The organism is Streptosporangium brasiliense (assembly GCF_030811595.1).
Classification (GTDB): Bacteria; Actinomycetota; Actinomycetes; order Streptosporangiales; family Streptosporangiaceae; genus Streptosporangium; species Streptosporangium brasiliense.
Genome location: NZ_JAUSRB010000002.1, coordinates 3343462 through 3361941, shown reverse-complemented (window position 1 = coordinate 3361941; position 18480 = coordinate 3343462). Strand labels below are relative to the sequence as shown.

Below are 18480 nucleotides of genomic sequence, written 5' to 3'. Positions count from 1 at the left end.
GCTTAAGCGTGCCCAAGTTTCAGAGGAGAAGCTACGCACTTTCGTCCTTGCATGTGGATTGCCAGAAACTGCATTAGAGGAATGGCTCCAAGCATGGAGGCGAGCTAAAAAGCCAACTCACGCACCGTGTGGCAGTGAGCTAAAAGTGCGCGATGCCAATCCTCGACTGCTCGGTGTTCATCGGGCCATCGAATCGACCGACGACTATAGAAGTATGCCAGATTACGTACTACGCGATACAGATCTGGCAATCAATGGCCTACGGACTACTGTAAATCGGGCAACAGTTAACGGCGGCTTCATTCTCTTGGTCGGAGGATCCTCTTCGGGCAAGACGCGATGTGCCTATGAGGCGATTCGTGCAATAGCTCCGGATTGGTGGCTCCTGCATCCGGGAGATTTAGAGGATATAGAGAAGTTCTCCGAGGCCCCTTCTCCACGCACCGTAATCTGGTTGGACGAACTCCAACTATATCTTGATCACCATCGAGGGCTTCGCCCCGGAATGGTCCGCAAGCTTATCGGCTCAAAAATCCCAGTCATCATCATAGGGACTTTGTGGCCAGAGTTCTATACCGCTTACACTCGTGACGCAATTTTAAACCTAGAGTCAAATTTAGGTTTCGAGCGAGAGCTGATGCGCCTTGCAGAAGTTGTCCATATAGGAGACTCTCTTAGTGATCGAGAAACTGAGCGAGCCCGACAGGCGGCAAAAACCGACAGACGGATCCGCGAGTCTCTTCGGTCTCACGATTACGGGATGACACAATTCCTTGCAGCAGGACCTCTGCTCATTGACGCCTGGAAGTCCGCCGACAGGTACGCTTCCGCATTGTTGCACGCAGCAATAAGCGTATCCTTGCTGGGAATTAGAACGCCCCTTGATCTCGAAATGATTAAATCCGTTGCCATAACGAATATCACTGGCCGAGCTCTCGCCCTTGCTAAGCCCGACTGGTTTGACGTCGCACTGTCGTACTGCACCGAACCTCTTAGAGGAGCAGCTTCGCTACTTGAGCCAGTCGCTACCGACCTGGGAAAGATAACAGGATACAAAGTGGCTGACTATGTGTTGCAGTCGGCCAGTATGGAGCCAAGATACTCTCGGATAACAGAGGGAGCGTGGCAATATCTGGCGACTCACATTGTTGAACTGAACGACCTGCGACGACTGGCACAAGCCGCCGAGATAAGGCTTATTTATAGCATCGCGCTCCCCTTAAGAAGAAAACTGTCAGAGTTGGGCCGACGTGGTGACCTCCTTGCCTTGGCGATGCTCCTCGCGAAGCAGGACCAGAAAGAAGATGCCACAGAGCTGTTGTGGAGTAATGTCAAACCTCAAGACTATAATGAATCACTCAAGCTTGCCGATCTACTGATAGAAAAGAGAGATATAGAGAGGTTGGCGCTCCTCGCTGATAGCGGTAATGAGCACATCGCTGATGAGCTTGCCAAATGGCTCAAGAGCATAGGAAATATTCGAGATCTTGCTAGGCGCGCCGATGCGGGCGACGGTAAGGCAGCAGAACATTACTACCAATTGCTAGTAGACCAAGGAAATATCGACACTTTAAGTGTGTACTCCAACTCGGGAGATAAGCGCGCAGAGTGGCACCTTTCTCGCCTCCTCGCTTTGCAGTGCAAGCTGCCAGAGCTGAGAGAAAGCGCTGAAGCAGGGAAAAGAAATGCGCGCCGACAGCTAGCAACAACATTGGCATCAATGGGGCGCCAGGAGGAATTGAAGAGCCTGGCAGATGCAGGAGACTTAGATGCACTGGGCATGGCGGCACGACTTCCCGAGGGAGGAAAATATCTGCGTGAGCTTACGGACCATGCAGATAGGGGAACGCAAGGTGCCGCTATGATTCTCGTAAGCGCACTAATGTTCCTAGACGATACGGAAACTCTAAAGAAGCGCGCAGCGAATGGGGACGTCCTGTCGGGCGCATTTCTTGCATCTTACCTCTCGGTAAAAAAGGATAAACAAGCATTAGAAGATATGGTCAGATCCGGGGACACAATTGCTGCGTTTATGTTAGGGCAAGTACTGGGAGGAGAAAAAGACCTAGAAGGACTGATGGATCTTTCAAACGTGCATGGTTCATTTGCCGCGAAAGAGGTGTGTCGCATCCTCGCTGAACGTGGCGACATAGACGCCTTAATATCAAACACCTTGGCTGGCCAATATGATGCATCACAATACCTGATTGAGGCACTCGAAAAATGCGGGCGAGCGGACGACGCGCGCCGCTTGAAGAAGTATGGCCTCACCGCAGATGGTGACATCGCAGAACGGCTGGAATGAATTGCTCCTACGAGATGACCCTCGCGAGAATGAGAGAGCAACCACGTATGCCGATGGCAAGGCCCGACGTAGGAGGGCCGCGGCAGCCGATCACCCCGACCTCGCACGGCGAAGACCGAAGTGAGTGATCGTCACGGTCTTAAACGGTCGCTTCTGTAGGCTTCTCGGGCGCGTGGGGCGGTGCGTGCCCGGACCGGCCGAAGAGCCGCAGCCGGGCACGCTTGCCGACCGGCGCGCCCGGCGGGCCGCGCAGCGGACCGCCTTTAAAGACGTGGAGAAAGTCCTCATCCGATCATGGTCGTGCGTGATCTCAGAGATGTTCCTGCTGCTGAGAGGCCACGATCCCCTGGAGCTCCTCGACGGTGAGCCAGGATGATCGATGGATCATGCGGTGACAGTTTGAGCAGAGCAGAGCCAGATCCTCCAAGCGCGTCAGGGTCTCACCACTAACGTGGAGGGGTACCCGATGATGGCACTCGATGTAGCCCTCTCCCCGCTCTCCATACGTGCGATGGAAGTCGAAGCCACACACCTCACAGGCGATACGGCCACCACGTTTGATGACCGACTTGATCTTTCTGGCTCGGATGCGAGGGTCTCGTTCTCGTGCCAGATGCTGCCGCAGGACGGCGCGCCCCTCCCCTGAGCCCTCGTCATCCAGGTCGGGCACCTCATCTTCGACCTCGGGCAGACCATCCAGGTTCAGGAACTTGAAGCCCAGTGCTCGGAAGCGCCGGCCGACCGTGGCATCCCCACCGCTGAAGTCCTTGGATTCCCAAACTCGTCCATGGCCGAACTTGCATGCCACACCGTAGAGGGCCTTCGAGTCGTAGAACCTGCCGTCCTCGAACACGTAGTAGGACTTGGCCTCTTTGAACCCGTACGTGCTGAGGAAGACGTCCCTGCCGAGCCGATCAAACTCGGCCATCGCCTGTCTGACATCGTTGTGCGAGACGTGGGGGATCACAGCCCACGAGCCTTGCATTCTTCACGAAGCCCTACAAGCTGAAGATGGCCGGACACCGTAGAGAGCTGGATCAGCCCTTCTCTCGGTGATCCTCGTCAACGCTGACGAAGCTGCCGAGGTTGGGCACGGTGTAGATCTTGCCGGCTTCGCGCAGGCGCTCCATGGCCTTGCGAATGGTCGGGCGTGCGACGCCGAACTCCTCCATCAGCTTGACCTCGGAGATCTTGAACTTGGGTCCCCACTCGCCCGAGTCGATCCGGGACAGCAGGACCTCAAGGATCTGCTCCCAGCGGGAGCGGTCCTCGTCAAACTCCCACGTGCGCGTGTGCTCGACATATCTGGCCACACTACGACCGTAGAAAGGCACTTCACGGCACCTCACACTGACTCATGAAGCTTCATGGAGCTCCATGGAATAGACAGGTACTTACAGGCTCGGTTACTCTCGTCACATGGCATCGGTGAGCGGCGGCCCGGAGTCGGAGCGGGTCCGGGACCACTTCCTCTCTTGGATCGCGTCCCGCGGTGATCGTGAAGGGCGTCGTGGGACACGGCCCGCTGCGCTGCTCACCGATGCCTTCCTCGTCCCCGGCCTGCACCTGCAGGAAGGGGCCACGCCGGCACATCGGCTCGGGCGACGCGATGGAGCCGTCCCTGAACTCGTCGCCGTTCAGGGCGCGGAGGTGACGCGATGAGCAGTACGGGCCGGCTCGCCGAGACCTACCACTCGGTCCACGTCGCTCCCCTGCAGAGCCATCACGAGCTCGTGGCATGGCGCACGGAGGCACCGCGGGCCGACCGGGTGCGAGTCCGTGAGCACACCTGCCCGTGCCGGAGGATCACCTACGAGTTCTGCTTGGCCGGCGGCCTGGCGTTCGTCCGCCGGACCTACCGGCACGACGGCGTGGCCGTACATGAAAGCGCCTGGATGCGGACCCGTGAGATCGAGCAACTGTGGCTGCGCATCCTCCTGGGGCAGGCCCGATGACTTTCCACTCCTCATACGGTCGGAGCGATAAGGAGAATATCCACGCGACAAATCTGGCATAAGGTTCATCGAACATCCTCGACACGGCAGGCCACGCAAGTCGCGTACGAGGAATGACAACTCCACTCCCAATCATTTCCGCAGGTCAGTGCCGACCTGCGGCTAGACGTGTTTCCCGACTGGCAGTTTTTCTGCCAGTGACGAGGATCACCCGCCTTATCGTCGAACCAGACGACGAGAGGGAGGGTGAGAACGTGGCCACCGAGAACATGACGACGGGCCAGAGAATCGCACGGGCTCGTCACCGGAAGGGCTGGGATCAGGCCACACTCGCCGAGAAGATCGGCCGGTCGGTCTCCTGGCTCTCCAAGGTGGAGAACGGGCGGATGCCGCTCGACCGGATGAGTGTCGTCGGCCAGCTCGCCGAGGCGCTCGGGGTGGAGATGGCCGAGCTCACCGGCCAGCCGTACCGGCACGAGACGGAGGAACTCGACTCCGGCCACTCGGCGATCCCGGGACTCCGTCTCGCTCTCCAGCAGGCCACCATGCCGGGCGGGGCCGCGCTCCTGGGCAACCGGGAACCGCGGGGCCTCGACGACCTGGAGGCCAACGTCCGGCTCGCCGAACAGCTCCGCCAGGACGCCAAGTTCACCGCTCTCGGCGAGGTGCTGCCGAGCATCATCACCGATCTCCTGCTCATCACCTCCGGCTCGTCGGCGGACCGCGACCGGGCGGAGGCGCTGATGCTCCGGGCCTGCCACATGGCGCGCGTCTCCTCCAACCTCCTCGGTCACCATGACCTCGGGTGGACGGCCGTACAGCGGGAGCTCGTCGCCGCTCAACAGGTCGGCTCTCCGGAGCTCGTCGCCGCCGCGTCCTGGGATCTGTGCGGCGTCTGGCTCCATGAGGCCGCGCTCGATCCGGCGAAGAACGCGGCGCTGTCCGCGCTCGACGCGATCGAACCCCACGTGGGGACCGGCGACGACTCGATCAAGTCCCTGTGGGGAGCCCTTCACCTCCGGGCGGCCGTCGCCTTCTCCCGGCTGTGGAACCAGTCAGAGGCCGAAAGCCACCTGGCCGAAGCCTGGCAGATCGCCGAGCGGCTGCCGGCCAACGGCAACGTCTTCCAGACCCAGTTCAACCGGGTCAACACGACCATTCACGCGGTCGAGGTCAGCATGGAACTGGGCCGGCCGCGCGACGTAATCACGAGGGCGGAGCAAGTAGAGATCGCTGAGATCGCCTCGTCGGAGAGACAGGCCCACTACTGGACCTGCACAGCCGCGGGCTACCACATGAACCGCAAGGACAACGAGGCGGTGGAGGCGCTGATCCGCGCGGATCGCATCGCTCCCCAGCACGTCCGCAACCGCCCCATAGTCCGCAACATCGTGCGTGACCTCCGTGACAGCGGCAAGCATCTCCGCCAACGTGAGGTCTCCAGCCTGGCCCAGGCGATGAGGCTGGGCTGATCCGAAGCTCGTCCGGTGAGCCTGTCCGCGCATGGCTCCCCATCCATCAGGTTCCACAGGGTGCGCTCGCACCCTGCCTAAACGAATGGGGCAGTACTCGTGGGTCTCAATGAGATCGAACGGCAGATCTTGCTACGTGAACTGGCGGAGCTCGCGACCGAGCTCGCCGAACTTCAGCGGCGCACGCTCGGGCTCACCGCTCGGGTTGATCAGGACGGGTCCGAGCGTCTAGCTCGTCCAGCCTGAAGCTGAGCTTCTGCACATGCTCCCGGATCTCCCGGAGCTGCTGCGAGAGGAGAAGGAACTCCTCGCTGGGCTCCTCGGTGACGGCCTGGCGGTCGTCGCCGCCTTCCGGCATGCGGGTCACGAAGCTTCCGGACCCCTGGCGGGTCTCGATCAATCCCTCGTCGCGCAGTACGGCCAGCGCGTTGCCGATGGTCATCATGGCGACGCCGTACTTGTCGGCCAGCTCCCGGGCAACGGGAAGCTGCTCCCCCACGGCGTACCGGCCGGCGGCCATCTCCCGGCGGATGTCGTCGGCGATCCGCAGGTAAGGCCGGCGCCGGTCAGTGTTGCCCATAACCACACAGTATCCGTTCTAGGCATCTAGGTCTCTGGGCAACTTGTAATGAAGTTCGAAGGCAACCTAGCTGTGTCGGTTTACAATCCTAGATACCTAGGTATCTTTATAACTAGCACAGTCACTCCTGGAGGTTCACAGCTCATGCGCAACATCCCCATCCCCGTCGACGTCACCCGGCTCCAGTTCATCTGCGTGAAGGCCCCGTGCCCGCGCATCGTCAACAAGGAGACCGGCGAGCTCAAGACCGACAAGGCCAGCGGCCAGACGGTCTACGAGGTCCTGTTCTCGGTGGAGGACACCTTCGGCAAGATCGAGCTGGTCAAGATCGGCGTCGTCGGAGAGCCTCCGGTCGCCCCCGGCAACGAGGTCAAGCCGGTCGGCCTGGTCGGCTACGTCTGGGAGCTGTCCGGACGCTGGGGCATCGCCTACCGGGCCTCGGCGCTCCTGCCCGCTGTCTCCACCGTGGAGGCGCGCGGTGTCTGACAGCTTCCTCATCACACTCGGAGTCCTGGCCGCTTCGGCGTCCGGGCTCTGGGCCTGGCACCGCTGGCACCACCGGTCCTTCTGGCTGTGCCTCGGCTACCCGCTGACGGCCATCACGGTCCGCTTCACCTGGCGCAAGGTCGCCCTCGGCTGCGGCCTGACCAAGAAGCGGCAGCGCTTCTGGTTCACCACCGTCCCCGGCCTGGTCGCCTCGACCGGCGTCGTCCGGGTCAAGCGCAAGTTCCAGCGGATCGCGGTCGACACCAAGCCGTGGATGTGGTTTCCCCTGCCGACCCGGTACGGCTGGCGCGTCACGCTCCACCTGCTGGAAGGGCAGATACCTGACGACTACGCCCAGGTCGCCGAACGGCTCGCGCACTCCTGGGGCGTGCACGCCGTCCGAGTCTCGTCCCCTCGTCCCGGACGGGTCATCCTGGCCGCCACCATCCGAGACCCGCTGGTCCGGGTCGACCGGTTCCCCTTCTCGACCGAGCTTCTTAAGGTCACCGTCGGCCGATTGGAGACGGGCAAGCCCTGGGTCATCGACTTCCGGACGGTCCCGCACTGGCTCAACGCGGGAGCCACACAGTCCGGCAAGTCGAACCTGGCCAACGCCCTGATCATCGGTCTGTCCTCTCAGCCGGTGGCACTGGTCGGCTTCGACCTCAAGGGCGGGGTGGAGTTCACCCCGTACGGCCCTCGCCTGTCGGCGCTGGCCACGTCCCGCGCGGAGTGCGTCGATCTCTTGGATGACCTCGTCAGGCTGATGGTCGACCGGATGACCGCATGCCGTACGGCCGGCGCGCGGAACATCTGGCAGCTTCCCGAGGACCGGCGACCGGTCCCCGTCGTGGTCCTGGTCGACGAGCTGGCCGAGCTCTATCTGATGGCCGACAAGTCCGAGAAAGAGGAGATCGCCAAGACCTCCACGGCCCTGCTCCGCGTTGCCCAGCTCGGGCGGGCCTTCGGGATCTACCTGTTCTGCTGCGGCCAGCGGATCGGCTCCGACCTCGGGCCCGGCGTCACGGCCCTGCGTGCCCAGTGTTCGGGACGGATCTGCCATCGGGTCAACGATCCCGAGACCGCGACCATGACCCTCGGCGACCTCGACCCCGCGGCCCTGGTCTCCGCACGGGCGATCGCCTCCGAGACACCCGGCGTCGCGATCGTGGCCTCCCAGGACGGCCAGTGGTACCGGGCCCGATCCTTCTACGTCTCCGAAGCCGCCGCCGAGCACGCGGCCCGGATGTACGCCGACCTCACCCCCTCATGGACGGACATCACGACCGGCGAGCACTCCGCAGAGGTGACCGATGCCGACCTCGCCCAGTTCCTCACTCCCGACCCCGTCGTCCCGGAACCCCGGAAGGGCTGACCCCTCATGCGACGCCTCGCCTCCTGGCTGCTGGACTCCGGTCCCGTCCTCGTCCTGGCGCTCATCGCCGGTGCCGGCTCTTTCTCCCACGTCCGGCAGACGGCGGTAGAGCACGGGCAGACGGGCCCGATGGCCTGGGCCGTGGCCGTGTGCGTCGACCTGACCTGCGTCATGGCCGCCCGCGAGCGGCAGCGCGACAAGGAGACCGGGCGCGAGCGGAACGGCTGGGTCTCCTGGCCGACCTCCGTCCTCGTCGCCGGGATCGTCCTGTCCCTGGCCGCCAACCTCCACCAGGCCGAAGCCTCCGTGTGGGGCTGGCTCACCGCCGCGACACCCGCGGCGGCGTTCCTGGTGGCCGTCTCCATGCTCGAACGGCGGGCGACCGGCCCCCGCCCGGAGCCGTCCCCCGAACCGTCAGCCGCGCCGTCTTCCGTCCCGGCTCTCATCCCCGCCACCGAGGACGACCAAGGCGACGCCCCCGGACCGTCCCCCGCGCTCCTCGACTACGCCCGGCGCATGGTCGACGAGCACCACGCCAAGCACGGCAAGCCGATCACCCGTGACCTGCTGCGCGCCCGCCTGGGCGTGTCCGATCAACTCGCCTCCGACCTGCTCCGCCTACTGCGGACCGCGCCGGAAGCCCTGTGAAGGGAGCACCACCCATGTCCACCGACCCCAAGCGCCGTACGGCCTTCATCACCGGACTGCGCGAGCTGGCCGACTTCGTAGAGGCCAACCCCGAGATCCCCATCCCGAGAGCCTCGATCCCCGTCCACTACTTCCCGGAGCGCGTGACCGACTCCGAGATGTGCGCGGAGGTCGACCGGATCGCCGAGCTCCTCGGCACCGAGATCGACCCGGTCCACCTGCCCCACGACCACTACATGACCGCCCGGCATTTCGGGCCGATCTCCTACGAGGCCGTCGCCATCCTCGCCGGCGCCCGCGCCCGGCACGAGGCCCTCACCAGCTACCGCGACTGCGTCACCCCCGACACCGACACCGTCCACGCCGCCTGACCGAAGGACAACCACCATGCGCATCCGCCTCGACGGCACCCACGCCGAGATCACCTACAGCATGTTCCGCCTCCGCGAGATCTTCACCGTGACCTCGGTCTCGCGAGCCTTCCCCGACCGCGTCCGGCCCAGGAACTACCGGGTCTTCGTCGACATCATCCCGCGCGAGATCAGGAGTGCCCGGTGACCGGCCTGCTCCCGGTGATCCACTCCCGCTGCTGCACCTGCAACGGGACCGGCGTCACCGGCGACGGTGAGACCTGTCCCGACTGCGACGGCATCGGAATCGACAACCACGGCGCATAGCCGTGAGCGCCCCCCGCCTGGCCACACAACCGCCAAGTTCCGCGCCAGGCCGGGGGCCATCCCTCACAGATCACTCTGGATAGGACGGAACCCATCTTGCCCAACCTGACCGATCCACACGCGGTGGCCGGGATGGTCTCCCGGCTCCGCGATCCCCACTACGAGCGCTGGGCCTCCCAGATCAAGCGGACCGGCGGCTGCCGACAGCCGATCCATCTGCGGGGCAAAGTAGAGCACTGGGACCGGGCGACCGGCACACTGCTCCACCGCTACAGCACCCACCTGGAGCCGGACGGCGTACTCCGCGTGCCCTGCAAGACCCGCCGCGCGAGTCGCTGCCCGTCCTGCGCCGAGACCTACCGGGCCGACACCTACCAACTCGTCCGCGCCGGTCTGGTCGGCGGGAAGGGCGTCCCGGCCTCGGTGAGCGCCCACCCGTGCCTGTTCGTCACCTTCACCGCGCCGTCCTTCGGAACCGTCCACACCCGGCGGGAGAAGAACGGCAAGGTCCTGCCCTGCCACGCTCGCCGCGACGCCGAGACCTGCCCGCACGGCACGGTGATGTCCTGTACGGCTCGGCACGGGGCCGACGATTCCTGTCTCGGGGAACCGCTGTGCCCCGACTGCTACGACTACGCGGGCTCGGTGCTGTTCAACGCCATGTCCCCGGAACTGTGGCGCCGCTTCACCGAAGCCCTGCGCCGCCGCGTCGCCAAGAACGCCGGACTGACACAGCGCGAGCTCCGCGACCAGGTCACGATCTCCTTCGCCAAGGTCGCCGAGTACCAGCGCCGCGGCGTCGTCCACTTCCACGCCGTGATCCGCCTCGACGGCCCGGACGGACCCACTACGACTCCTCCGGCCTGGGCGACGGCCGACCTGCTGGCCGACGCCGTACGGCACGCCGCCTCCGCCGTCACGGTGACCGTTCCCGAGGTGCCCGATGAGCCCGTTCGGGCCTTCCAGTGGGGTGCTCAGCTCGACGTCCGGCAGATCACCATGGACGGCGAGCTCACCGACCAGGCGGTGGCCGGCTACATCGCCAAGTACGCCACCAAGGCCGCCGAGTGCGTCGGCACCCTGGACCGGCGTATCAACCCTCTCGACGACCTGACCGCCTTCGACCTCCGCGATCACCCCCGGCGCCTCATCGCCGAGTGCCTGCGCCTGGGTGTGCTCGACGGACTGGCCGACCTCCGGCTCGTCCAGTGGGCCCACATGCTCGGCTTCCGCGGCCACTTCTCCACCAAGAGCCGCCGCTACTCCACCACCCTCGGCGACATCCGTCAGGAACGCGCCGAGTACATGCGCGGTGAGGCCGTCACCACCGGGCGGCTTCCCCTCTTCGACGAGGACACCGTCCTCGTGATCTCCCACTGGGAGTACGCCGGGAAGGGCCTCTCGGCCGGTGACGCGCTTCTGGTAAGCGCGCTTACCGGCACGCCTCACTCCTGGGGGCCAGATGACCCTCGATGACCGCCTCTGGGGTGTGTTGGAGACCTCGCATTTCCTCCGGGTGCCCGTCGCCACGCTCTACCAGTGGCGCCACCTCGGCACCGGCCCGGAGAGCCACAAGGTCGGCCGTCACATCCGCTACCTGCCGGAAGACGTCGTGGCCTGGGTGCGGAGGCAGCCATGACCGTCTACGACCGCTGGCACAAGATGGAGAAGCAGCCGGACGGCGTCACCAAGAAGGTCCGGAGCTCCGAGTACGGCATAGGCGACCGCTGGCAGGTGCGTTGGCGTGACGAGTCCGGAGCACAGCGCAAGAGGAACTTCCCCAAGAAAGCCGGTAAGGACCCGAACACCTGCGCCGAAGCGTTCGACGCCCAGATCACCAGTGACTTGAACCGCGGAACCTACGTCGACCCGAACGCGGGGAAGATCACAGTCAAGGAGTACGGGGATCAGTGGCTCGCCGCGCAGACCTTCGACCGGTCGTCATACGAGTTGGTGGAGATCCGCCTACGGCTCCACGTCTACCCCACTCTCGGGAAGAAGGAGTTGCGGGAGTTGCGCCCCAGTCTCCTTCAGATGTGGTTGCGCGGCCTTCAGGTGAAGCTCGCGCCGAACTACGTCCGGACCGTCTTCGCCCACTTCTCCGCGCTCCTGAACGCCGCGGTGGACGACGACCTCATTCCCAAGAATCCCTGCCATGCGGGATCGGTGAAGCCACCGAAAGCGGAGTCCAAGAAGATCAGGCCGTGGTCGGTGGAGCAGGTGAAGACCGTGGCCGGTGCCGTCACGCGGCGCTATGAGGTCATGGTGCAGACGGCTGCGGCGCTCGGGCTCCGTCAGGGTGAGGCGTTCGGCCTGGCCGTCGACGACATCGACCTTGCGGCCGGAGTCGTCCATGTGCGGCGACAGGTCAAGCTGCTCAACGATCGCCGCATGCTCTTCGCGCTCCCGAAGGGCGGAAAAGTCCGGGACGTTCCCCTCCCCGAGAGTCTCGCCCTGCGCCTGTCGGATCACCGGGAGACCTTCGCGCCGGTCGAGATCACGTTGCCCTGGCGCACAGTGGACGGGCCGCCGCACTCGGCGGAGCTGGTCTTCACGACCAGGCTGCGCAGCGCGATCAACCGCATCGAGTTCAACCGCTTCGTCTGGAAGCCCACCCTGGCCAAGGCCGGCATTCCGGCGACCCGGGAGAACGGCTTCCACATGCTCCGCCACCACTTCGCCTCGGTGCTGCTGGAGCGGGGCGTGTCCATCAAGGCCGTGGCCGACTTCCTGGGGCACGCCGACCCCGGCTTCACCCTGCGGACCTACACGCACCTGATGCCCTCCAGCGAGGAGCGCATGCGGCAGGCCGTCGAGGACGCGTGGGCGACGGGCCGATGTGCCCTGGATGTGCCCTGAGAGCCCCACCAAACGAGATCACCGCAGGTCGGCAGCCTGGCGGATCAGAACATCGAGATGTGGACGTGGTCCAGGTGGTTGGCGGTGTTGCCGCCGCGGTCGGACATCAGCTTCCAGCCGGTGCCGGTCCGGACGTCGTAGTACTTCTGCTGCCAGATGATGTACATGACCCCGATCTGGGGGCCCTTGGAGATGGCCCACTGGGCGAGGCGGTCACCGCGTTCCTTGGCCTCGGCGGTCGGGATCCGGCCGCCGGTGCTCATCATGAAGTCGCAGGCCCGGCCGCTGCCGTGGTCGCCGGGGTCGCCGGGGCGCAGGCAGCCGTAGCCGTAGGGCATCGGGAAGGACTGCAGCACCATGTTGCGCATGGCGACCGTGCGGGCGGTCAGGCCGTCGCTGCCGGAGGGGGTCTGGAAGCCGTATTTGGCCAGGAGCCCCTCGATCCGGACCCGGTTCTTCTTCAGGTCGGCGATGTCCTTCTTGAGGCTGACGATCTTCGCGTCCGCGGCCTTCTCGGCGTCCTTGGCCTTCTTGATCAGCTCCTGGATCCGGTTGAGCTGGGTGGCGCGCTGGCTGGCCAGGTAGGACATGGTCGCGGCCTGGCTGAGGGCGAGGGAGGGGTCGCCGTCGAAGCTCAGCATGTTGGTGCCGTCCAGCACGCCGCCCATGTAGGTGGTCTGGACGATGCGGGCGATGTCGGCCTTGGCGTTGGTCAGTGCCCGCTTCAGGCTCTTGGCGTTGGCGGCGGCCTTGCTGGCCTGGACCCGGGTCTCCTCCAGGCTCTGCACCTGGCCGCGGTAGTCCTTGTTGATCTGGCTCGCCTCGCGGGTGAGCCGGCGGAGCTCGGCCTCGGGGTCGGGCTTGGCCGCGCGCTGGGCGGCGGCACCGGCCATGACGGGGGTCAGGAGCAGCGCGGCGAGCACGACGCCCAGCGTGGCCGAGCGAGTCGATCTCACGCTTCGCTCACCTCCAGAGCCCCCTCATGGACGGAGCGAAACTATAGAAGACGATCTTGAGGCCCGCCACCGGAACGGCGGAACCCGCGCACCATTGACGAACTATCTACCAGTCTGCGGTGCTTTAAACAAATGCCGCGGCGGCGACCTCGCGGGGATGCGGGGCTCGGGATCCGGGACCCGGGGCGCCCCCTTGCCAGCGTCGACAGAACATGATTCGGTCTCCACAGTGGGGGGACCTTGTGGAGCCCTCCCTGGCGGAAGACACTGTCCGAACAAGCATTAGCTCAAATATCGACTCCGGCCCGCCCACCAGGAGGCAACAGATCATGCGTCAGCACGACACGCTGTTCATCGGGGGCGACTGGGTGGCCCCCGCGGGCACCGGGACCATCGACGTCGTCTCGCCCCACACCGAGGAGGTCGTCGGCCGCGTCCCCGACGGGACCCCCGCCGACATGGACCGGGCGGTGGCCGCCGCCCGCCAGGCGTTCGACCACGGCCCCTGGCCCCGGATGACGATGCCCGAGCGCGCCGCCGTCCTCGACCGGCTCGCCGAGATCTACGCGGCCCGCCAGGCCGAGATCGCCGAGACCATCACGCTGGAGATGGGCTCGCCCATCACCTTCTCCCAGATGGCGCAGGCCCCGCAGCCGCTCGGCATGCTGCAGTACTACGCCGCGCTCGGCAGGACCTTCCCCGTCGAGGAGGAACGGCCGGGCACCTTCGGCCCGGTGACCGTCCGCCGCGAGCCGGTCGGCGTGGTCGCCGCCGTGGTCCCGTGGAACGTCCCCCAGTTCGTCATCATGATCAAGCTGGCCCCCGCCCTCCTCGCCGGCTGCACGGTCGTGGTCAAGCCCGCCCCCGAGACCCCGCTGGACGCCTACCTGCTGGCCGAGATGGTCAAGGAGGCGGGCATCCCCGACGGCGTCGTCAACATCGTCGCCGCGGGGCGCGAGGCGGGCGAGCACCTGGTCTCCCACCCCGGGGTGGACAAGGTCGCCTTCACCGGCTCCACCGCGGCCGGCCGCCGGATCGCCGCGATCTGCGGCGAGCAGCTCAAGCGGTGCACCCTGGAGCTCGGCGGCAAGTCGGCCGCGATCATCCTGGACGACTGCGACCTGCCCTCGGCGATGGGCTTCCTGTCGATCGCCTCGCTGATGAACAACGGCCAGGCCTGCATCGCCCAGACCCGCATCCTGGCCTCGCGCAACCGCTACGACGAAGTCGTGGACGCGGTCGCCGCGATGGTCCGCGGCATGCCGGTCGGCGACCCCGCCGACCCCGCGACCGGCATCGGCCCGCTGGTCGCCAAGCGGCAGCAGGAGCGGGTCCAGGACTACATCAGGATCGGCATCGACGAGGGCGCCAAGCCGGTCGTCGGCGGCCTGGAGCGCCCCCACGACCGGGGCTGGTACGTGGCCCCGACCGTCTTCGCCGGGGCCACCAACGAGATGCGCATCGCGCGCGAGGAGATCTTCGGCCCGGTGCTGGCCGTGATCCCCTACGAGGACGAGGCCGACGCGGTCCGGATCGCCAACGACAGCGACTACGGCCTCGCCGGGACGGTGTGGACCTCCGACACCGAGCACGGCATGGACATCGCCCGCCAGGTGCGCGCCGGCACCTACGGCGTCAACCTCTACATGATCGAGACCAGTTCCCCGTTCGGCGGCTTCAAGAGCAGCGGCCTCGGCCGCGAGCTCGGGCCCGAGGGGCTGAGCGCCTACCTGGAGTACAAGTCGATCGCCCGCCTGGGCTGAGATCTCCGCCAGGACGTGCCCGTACGGCTCCGCGGAGCCGTACGGGCACGTCGCGGACGCGATGGCGGACGGACGGCCCAGCACGCCCCCGCGACGCTGGGCCACCGCCTGACTACAGAAAGTATGTCCCATCGGTCACCGTCGGGCGGTGGTCGATGTCCCGTGGACCTCTCCCGGCGGGTTTCATCCGTCCGCTGTAGGTAGACGGCATTTATCCGCGATTGGTTCGCGAAACAACCTCAAGAGTTTCGCGGGCGATCTCCAGCTCCTCGTCCGTCGGGATGACCGCGACCTTCACGGCCGCGCCGTCGGCCGAGATCAGCCGCTCTCCCCGCTGGTTGCGCGCCGGGTCCACGGCGATGCCGAGCGCCTCCAGGCCGGCCAGCGCGGTCTGCCTGACCAGCGGCGAGTTCTCCCCCACACCCCCGGTGAACGCGATCACGTCCACCGTGCCGAGCACGGCGTAGTAGGCGCCGACGTATTTGCGCAGCCGGTGGCAGTAGACCGAGAAGGCGAGCTCGGCATCCGGGTCACCGGCGGCCAGCCGCTCCTGCACCGCGCGCATGTCGTTGTCGCCGCAGAGCCCGAGCATGCCGCCGCGCCGGTTGAGCAGCGTGTCGATCTCCTCAAGGGACATGCCCCCGGTCCGGCCCAGATAGAGGACCACCGCCGGGTCCAGGTCGCCGCTGCGGGTGCCCATGACGAGCCCTTCGAGCGGGGTCATGCCCATGGAGGTGTCCACGCACCGCCCGGCCGACACCGCCGAGGCGCTCGCGCCGTTGCCCAGGTGGAGAACGATCACGTTGCCCAGCGGCCGGCCCACGGCGCGGGCGGCCTCGCGGGAGACGTAGGCGTGCGAGGTGCCGTGGAAGCCGTAGCGGCGGATGCCCAGCCGCTCGGCCACCTCGCGGTCGATCGCGTAGGTCGCGGCGGCCGGGGGGATCGTGGAGTGGAAGGCGGTGTCGAAGACCGCGACCTGCGGCAGGTCGGGACGGAGCCTGCGGGCGACCACGATGCCCGTCAGGTTGGCCGGGTTGTGCAGCGGGGCGAGCGGGACGAGCTCCTCGATCTTCCTGATCACCTCCTCGGTGATCAGGGTGGGCTCGGTGAAGGTCCTGCCGCCGTGCACCACCCGGTGCCCGATCGCGGTCAGCTCCGGGGAGTCGAGTCCGAGGCCCTTGTCGGCCAGCTCGGTCGCGACGACCTTCAGGGCCGCGTCGTGGTCGCTCACCGGGGACCCGGCCTCGCCGATCCGCTCGACCGTCCCGGAGGCCAGCCGCTCGTCACCGGACAGGAGCCGGTACTTCACGGAGGAGGATCCGGTGTTGAGCACCAGTACGCGGCTCAAGACGCCTCCTGTGCCTGGATGGCGGTGATGGCCACGGTGCTCACGATGTCGGTGACCAGCGCGCCCCGCGACAGGTCGTTGACCGGCCTGCGGAGCCCCTGCAGGACGGGTCCGACCGCGACGGCCCCGGCCGAGCGCTGCACGGCCTTGTAGGTGTTGTTGCCGGTGTTCAGGTCCGGGAAGATCAGCACGGTCGCCCGGCCCGCGACCTGGGAGCCGGGCAGCTTGGCGGCGGCGACCCTGGCGTCCACCGCGGCGTCGTACTGGATGGGCCCCTCGACCAGCAGGTCCGGCGCCCGCTCCATGACCAGGGCGGTGGCGTGGCGGACCTTGTCCACGTCGGCGCCGCTGCCGGAGTGGCCGGTGGAGTACGACAGCATCGCCACCCGCGGCTCGACGCCGAAGCGCTGCGCCGTACGGGCCGAGGAGACGGCGATGTCGGCGAGCTGCTCGGCGTCGGGATCGGGGTTGATCGCGCAGTCGCCGTAGACGAGCACCCGGTCGGCCAGGCACATGAAGAACACCGAGGAGACGATCGAGGTGCCGGGGACCGTCTTGATGATCTGGAACGCCGGCAGGATCGTGGCGGCGGTGGTGTGCGCGGCGCCGGAGACCATGCCGTCCACGGCGCCCCGGCGCAGCATCATCGTGCCGAAGAAGTTGGCGTCGGTGACCACGTCCATGGCCCGCTCCAGGGTCATGCCCTTGTGCGCCCGGAGCTCGGCGTACTCCGCGGCGAAGGAGTCGCGCAGCGGGGAGGTCAGCGGGTCGACGACGCGCACGCCGGACAGGTCGAGGCCGAGGTCGCCGATCCGCCGCCGGACCACCTCCTCCCGGCCCAGCAGGGTGAGGTCGACGATGCCGCGCCGCAGGAGGATGTCGGCGGCCCGGAGGATCCGGTCCTCCTCGCCCTCCGGCAGCACGATGTGCCGCCGGTCGGCCCGCGCCCGCTCCAGCAGCGTGTGCTCGAACATCATCGGGGTGACCCGGTCGGAGCGGGCCAGCTCGATCCGGTCGGCCAGGTCAGCGGTGTCCACGTGGGTCTCGAAGTGGCCGAGAGCCGTCTCGATCTTGCGGGGGTTGTCGGCGGTCAGCCGTCCCTCCAGGCCGCCCAGGGTGGTGGCCACGGTGAAGCTGTCCGCGGTGGCCGCCAGCACCGGCATGCCGGGCGCCAGGCGGGCGGTGAGGGCCTTGACGGCCTCCGTGGGCTCCTCCCCCACCGTCAGCACCACGCCGGACGGCCTCGCCGTACCGGCCGTGTCGGCCGCCACCGAGACGAGCAGCAGGTCCGCCCGGTCGCCCGGCGTGATCACCAGGGCCCCGTCGGTCAGGTACTCCAGGAACAGCGGGAGGGTGGCCCCGCCGAACACGAACCCGAGGACGTCCCGGCGCAGCCCGTCCTCGTCCCCCTGGATCTGCTTGGCCGACACCGCCTGCAGCACCTGGCCGACCGTCGGCGCCGACAGCGAGGGGTGCTCGGGGATGACGTAGCAGGGCACCGGCAGCTCCGGCTCCACCTTCATCCCCCGCGGCACCCGGTTGGCGACCACCGCCAGCACCGTGCTGCCCAGGTCCGAGAAGACCTGGTAGCCGGTGCGCATCTCCATCGCGATCTCGGCGGCCTGCTCGCCGTGCGCGCCCACCACCACGATCACCGGGGCGCCGAACTCGGCGGCGAGCCGGGCGTTGAGGGCCAGCTCGCGCGGGAGGTCGTCGGTGTCGAAGGAGCTGCCCAGCACCAGCAGCGCGTCGCACTCGCGCTCCAGCGCGTGGAAGCGGGCCACCAACCGGGCGACGAGCTCCTCGGTGCCCTTGTGCGCGTAGATCTCCGCGGCGTCCTCGGCCGTGACCCCGATCGCCGAGACCGCCGGGCGGTAGCGGGCGTTCAGCAGTTCGAGCGTGCGGTCGTCGCCCGCCCCGGTGATCGGCCGGAACACCCCGACCCGCTCCACGTGGCGGGTGAGCAGCTCCATCAGGCCCAGCTCGACGATCTGCCTGCCATCGCCGCGGCCGAGACCGGCCACGTAGATGCTCCGCATATGCACTACTCCTCGTC

At 66.6% G+C, this 18480-nt stretch carries 19 protein-coding genes; 13 read left to right on the top strand and 6 right to left on the bottom strand.

Translation table 11 applies throughout. The features are described from left to right. Window positions 1–454: 454 nt before the first annotated feature. Window positions 455–2305: a hypothetical protein gene (locus J2S55_RS24155; RefSeq protein ID WP_306865189.1), complete on the top strand. Its 1851-nt coding sequence runs from the start codon at window positions 455–457 to the stop codon at window positions 2303–2305. A 310-nt stretch (window positions 2306–2615) separates the two neighbouring features. Here J2S55_RS24155 and J2S55_RS24150 read toward each other — a convergent pair whose 3' ends face one another. Together J2S55_RS24150 and J2S55_RS24145 are read right to left on the bottom strand one after the other, a co-directional pair. Continuing rightward, the gene (locus J2S55_RS24150) at window positions 2616–3272 is read right to left on the bottom strand and encodes an HNH endonuclease (protein WP_306865186.1); all 657 of its coding nucleotides are present in this window, start codon (window positions 3270–3272) and stop codon (window positions 2616–2618) included. Window positions 3273–3342: 70 nt separating this feature from the next. Continuing rightward, the gene (locus J2S55_RS24145; protein ID WP_306865183.1) at window positions 3343–3618 is read right to left on the bottom strand and encodes a GntR family transcriptional regulator; all 276 of its coding nucleotides are present in this window, start codon (window positions 3616–3618) and stop codon (window positions 3343–3345) included. A 345-nt stretch (window positions 3619–3963) separates the two neighbouring features. Between J2S55_RS24145 and J2S55_RS24140 the strand changes: the two genes are divergently transcribed. Then, a complete protein-coding gene (locus J2S55_RS24140) occupies window positions 3964–4260 on the top strand; it encodes a hypothetical protein (RefSeq protein WP_306865181.1) in 297 nt (98 codons plus the stop codon). Between the two features lie 254 nt (window positions 4261–4514). Beyond that, window positions 4515–5732 carry a helix-turn-helix domain-containing protein gene (locus tag J2S55_RS24135; protein ID WP_306865178.1) on the top strand — a complete coding sequence of 406 codons (1218 nt, stop codon included), beginning with the start codon at window positions 4515–4517 and terminating at the stop codon, window positions 5730–5732. 193 nt (window positions 5733–5925) lie between these two features. On the opposite strand, the gene J2S55_RS24130 is transcribed toward J2S55_RS24135, so the two are convergent. Further along, window positions 5926–6312 (bottom strand): GntR family transcriptional regulator, encoded by a 387-nt coding sequence (locus tag J2S55_RS24130; protein ID WP_306865176.1) that lies wholly within the window; start codon window positions 6310–6312, stop codon window positions 5926–5928. Window positions 6313–6456: 144 nt separating this feature from the next. Between J2S55_RS24130 and J2S55_RS24125 the strand changes: the two genes are divergently transcribed. The 9 genes from J2S55_RS24125 to J2S55_RS24085 all read left to right on the top strand — a co-directional run bounded on the left by J2S55_RS24125 (window position 6457) and on the right by J2S55_RS24085 (window position 12357). Next, complete coding sequence (locus tag J2S55_RS24125) at window positions 6457–6798, top strand: SCO3933 family regulatory protein (RefSeq protein WP_306865174.1); 342 nt, start codon at window positions 6457–6459, stop codon at window positions 6796–6798. Continuing rightward, window positions 6791–8173 (top strand): FtsK/SpoIIIE domain-containing protein, encoded by a 1383-nt coding sequence (locus tag J2S55_RS24120; protein WP_306865170.1) that lies wholly within the window; start codon window positions 6791–6793, stop codon window positions 8171–8173. Before J2S55_RS24125 ends, J2S55_RS24120 begins: the two co-directional genes overlap by 8 nt. A gap of 6 nt (window positions 8174–8179) precedes the next feature. After that, window positions 8180–8821, top strand: coding sequence for a DUF2637 domain-containing protein (locus tag J2S55_RS24115; protein WP_306865167.1), 642 nt, complete (start codon window positions 8180–8182; stop codon window positions 8819–8821). A 14-nt stretch (window positions 8822–8835) separates the two neighbouring features. Further along, window positions 8836–9192, top strand: coding sequence for a hypothetical protein (locus tag J2S55_RS24110; RefSeq protein ID WP_306865164.1), 357 nt, complete (start codon window positions 8836–8838; stop codon window positions 9190–9192). A gap of 16 nt (window positions 9193–9208) precedes the next feature. Continuing rightward, complete coding sequence (locus J2S55_RS24105) at window positions 9209–9379, top strand: hypothetical protein (protein ID WP_306865161.1); 171 nt, start codon at window positions 9209–9211, stop codon at window positions 9377–9379. Then, on the top strand, window positions 9376–9498 hold the full coding sequence (locus J2S55_RS24100) for a hypothetical protein (protein WP_306865158.1): 123 nt from the start codon (window positions 9376–9378) through the stop codon (window positions 9496–9498). Before J2S55_RS24105 ends, J2S55_RS24100 begins: the two co-directional genes overlap by 4 nt. Before the next feature lie 132 nt (window positions 9499–9630). Then, entirely contained in the window at window positions 9631–10974 is a 1344-nt protein-coding gene (locus J2S55_RS24095) for a replication initiator (RefSeq protein WP_370879796.1), read from the top strand. Further along, window positions 10961–11137 carry a helix-turn-helix transcriptional regulator gene (locus J2S55_RS24090; RefSeq protein ID WP_306865152.1) on the top strand — a complete coding sequence of 59 codons (177 nt, stop codon included), beginning with the start codon at window positions 10961–10963 and terminating at the stop codon, window positions 11135–11137. The genes J2S55_RS24095 and J2S55_RS24090 overlap by 14 nt, the downstream gene beginning before the upstream one ends. Further along, on the top strand, window positions 11134–12357 hold the full coding sequence (locus tag J2S55_RS24085; RefSeq protein ID WP_306865149.1) for a tyrosine-type recombinase/integrase: 1224 nt from the start codon (window positions 11134–11136) through the stop codon (window positions 12355–12357). The genes J2S55_RS24090 and J2S55_RS24085 overlap by 4 nt, the downstream gene beginning before the upstream one ends. A 44-nt stretch (window positions 12358–12401) precedes the next feature. On the opposite strand, the gene J2S55_RS24080 is transcribed toward J2S55_RS24085, so the two are convergent. Further along, window positions 12402–13313, bottom strand: a complete 912-nt coding sequence (locus J2S55_RS24080) for a VldE C-terminal domain-containing protein (RefSeq protein ID WP_306865145.1) — start codon at window positions 13311–13313, stop codon at window positions 12402–12404. Window positions 13314–13642: 329 nt separating this feature from the next. Between J2S55_RS24080 and J2S55_RS24075 the strand changes: the two genes are divergently transcribed. Continuing rightward, window positions 13643–15076 carry an aldehyde dehydrogenase gene (locus tag J2S55_RS24075; protein WP_306865143.1) on the top strand — a complete coding sequence of 478 codons (1434 nt, stop codon included), beginning with the start codon at window positions 13643–13645 and terminating at the stop codon, window positions 15074–15076. Between the two features lie 211 nt (window positions 15077–15287). On the opposite strand, the gene J2S55_RS24070 is transcribed toward J2S55_RS24075, so the two are convergent. Both J2S55_RS24070 and pta read right to left on the bottom strand, forming a co-directional pair. Next, a complete protein-coding gene (locus tag J2S55_RS24070) occupies window positions 15288–16424 on the bottom strand; it encodes an acetate/propionate family kinase (RefSeq protein WP_306865140.1) in 1137 nt (378 codons plus the stop codon). Next, the gene (pta, locus tag J2S55_RS24065; RefSeq protein ID WP_306865136.1) at window positions 16421–18463 is read right to left on the bottom strand and encodes a phosphate acetyltransferase; all 2043 of its coding nucleotides are present in this window, start codon (window positions 18461–18463) and stop codon (window positions 16421–16423) included. Before pta ends, J2S55_RS24070 begins: the two co-directional genes overlap by 4 nt. Between the last annotated feature and the right edge of the window lie 17 nt (window positions 18464–18480).

Bases quoted from the DNA above. Each gene is read 5' to 3' on its own strand.
- J2S55_RS24140 (WP_306865181.1), top strand. From the start codon at position 3,964: ATGAGCAGTACGGGCCGGCTCGCCGAGACCTACCACTCGGTCCACGTC.
- J2S55_RS24130 (WP_306865176.1), bottom strand. From the start codon at position 6,312: ATGGGCAACACTGACCGGCGCCGGCCTTACCTGCGGATCGCCGACGAC.
- J2S55_RS24125 (WP_306865174.1), top strand. From the start codon at position 6,457: ATGCGCAACATCCCCATCCCCGTCGACGTCACCCGGCTCCAGTTCATC.
- J2S55_RS24115 (WP_306865167.1), top strand. From the start codon at position 8,180: ATGCGACGCCTCGCCTCCTGGCTGCTGGACTCCGGTCCCGTCCTCGTC.
- J2S55_RS24110 (WP_306865164.1), top strand. From the start codon at position 8,836: ATGTCCACCGACCCCAAGCGCCGTACGGCCTTCATCACCGGACTGCGC.
- J2S55_RS24105 (WP_306865161.1), top strand. From the start codon at position 9,209: ATGCGCATCCGCCTCGACGGCACCCACGCCGAGATCACCTACAGCATG.
- J2S55_RS24095 (WP_370879796.1), top strand. From the start codon at position 9,631: ATGGTCTCCCGGCTCCGCGATCCCCACTACGAGCGCTGGGCCTCCCAG.
- J2S55_RS24090 (WP_306865152.1), top strand. From the start codon at position 10,961: ATGACCCTCGATGACCGCCTCTGGGGTGTGTTGGAGACCTCGCATTTC.
- J2S55_RS24085 (WP_306865149.1), top strand. From the start codon at position 11,134: ATGACCGTCTACGACCGCTGGCACAAGATGGAGAAGCAGCCGGACGGC.
- J2S55_RS24075 (WP_306865143.1), top strand. From the start codon at position 13,643: ATGCGTCAGCACGACACGCTGTTCATCGGGGGCGACTGGGTGGCCCCC.
- pta (WP_306865136.1), bottom strand. From the start codon at position 18,463: ATGCGGAGCATCTACGTGGCCGGTCTCGGCCGCGGCGATGGCAGGCAG.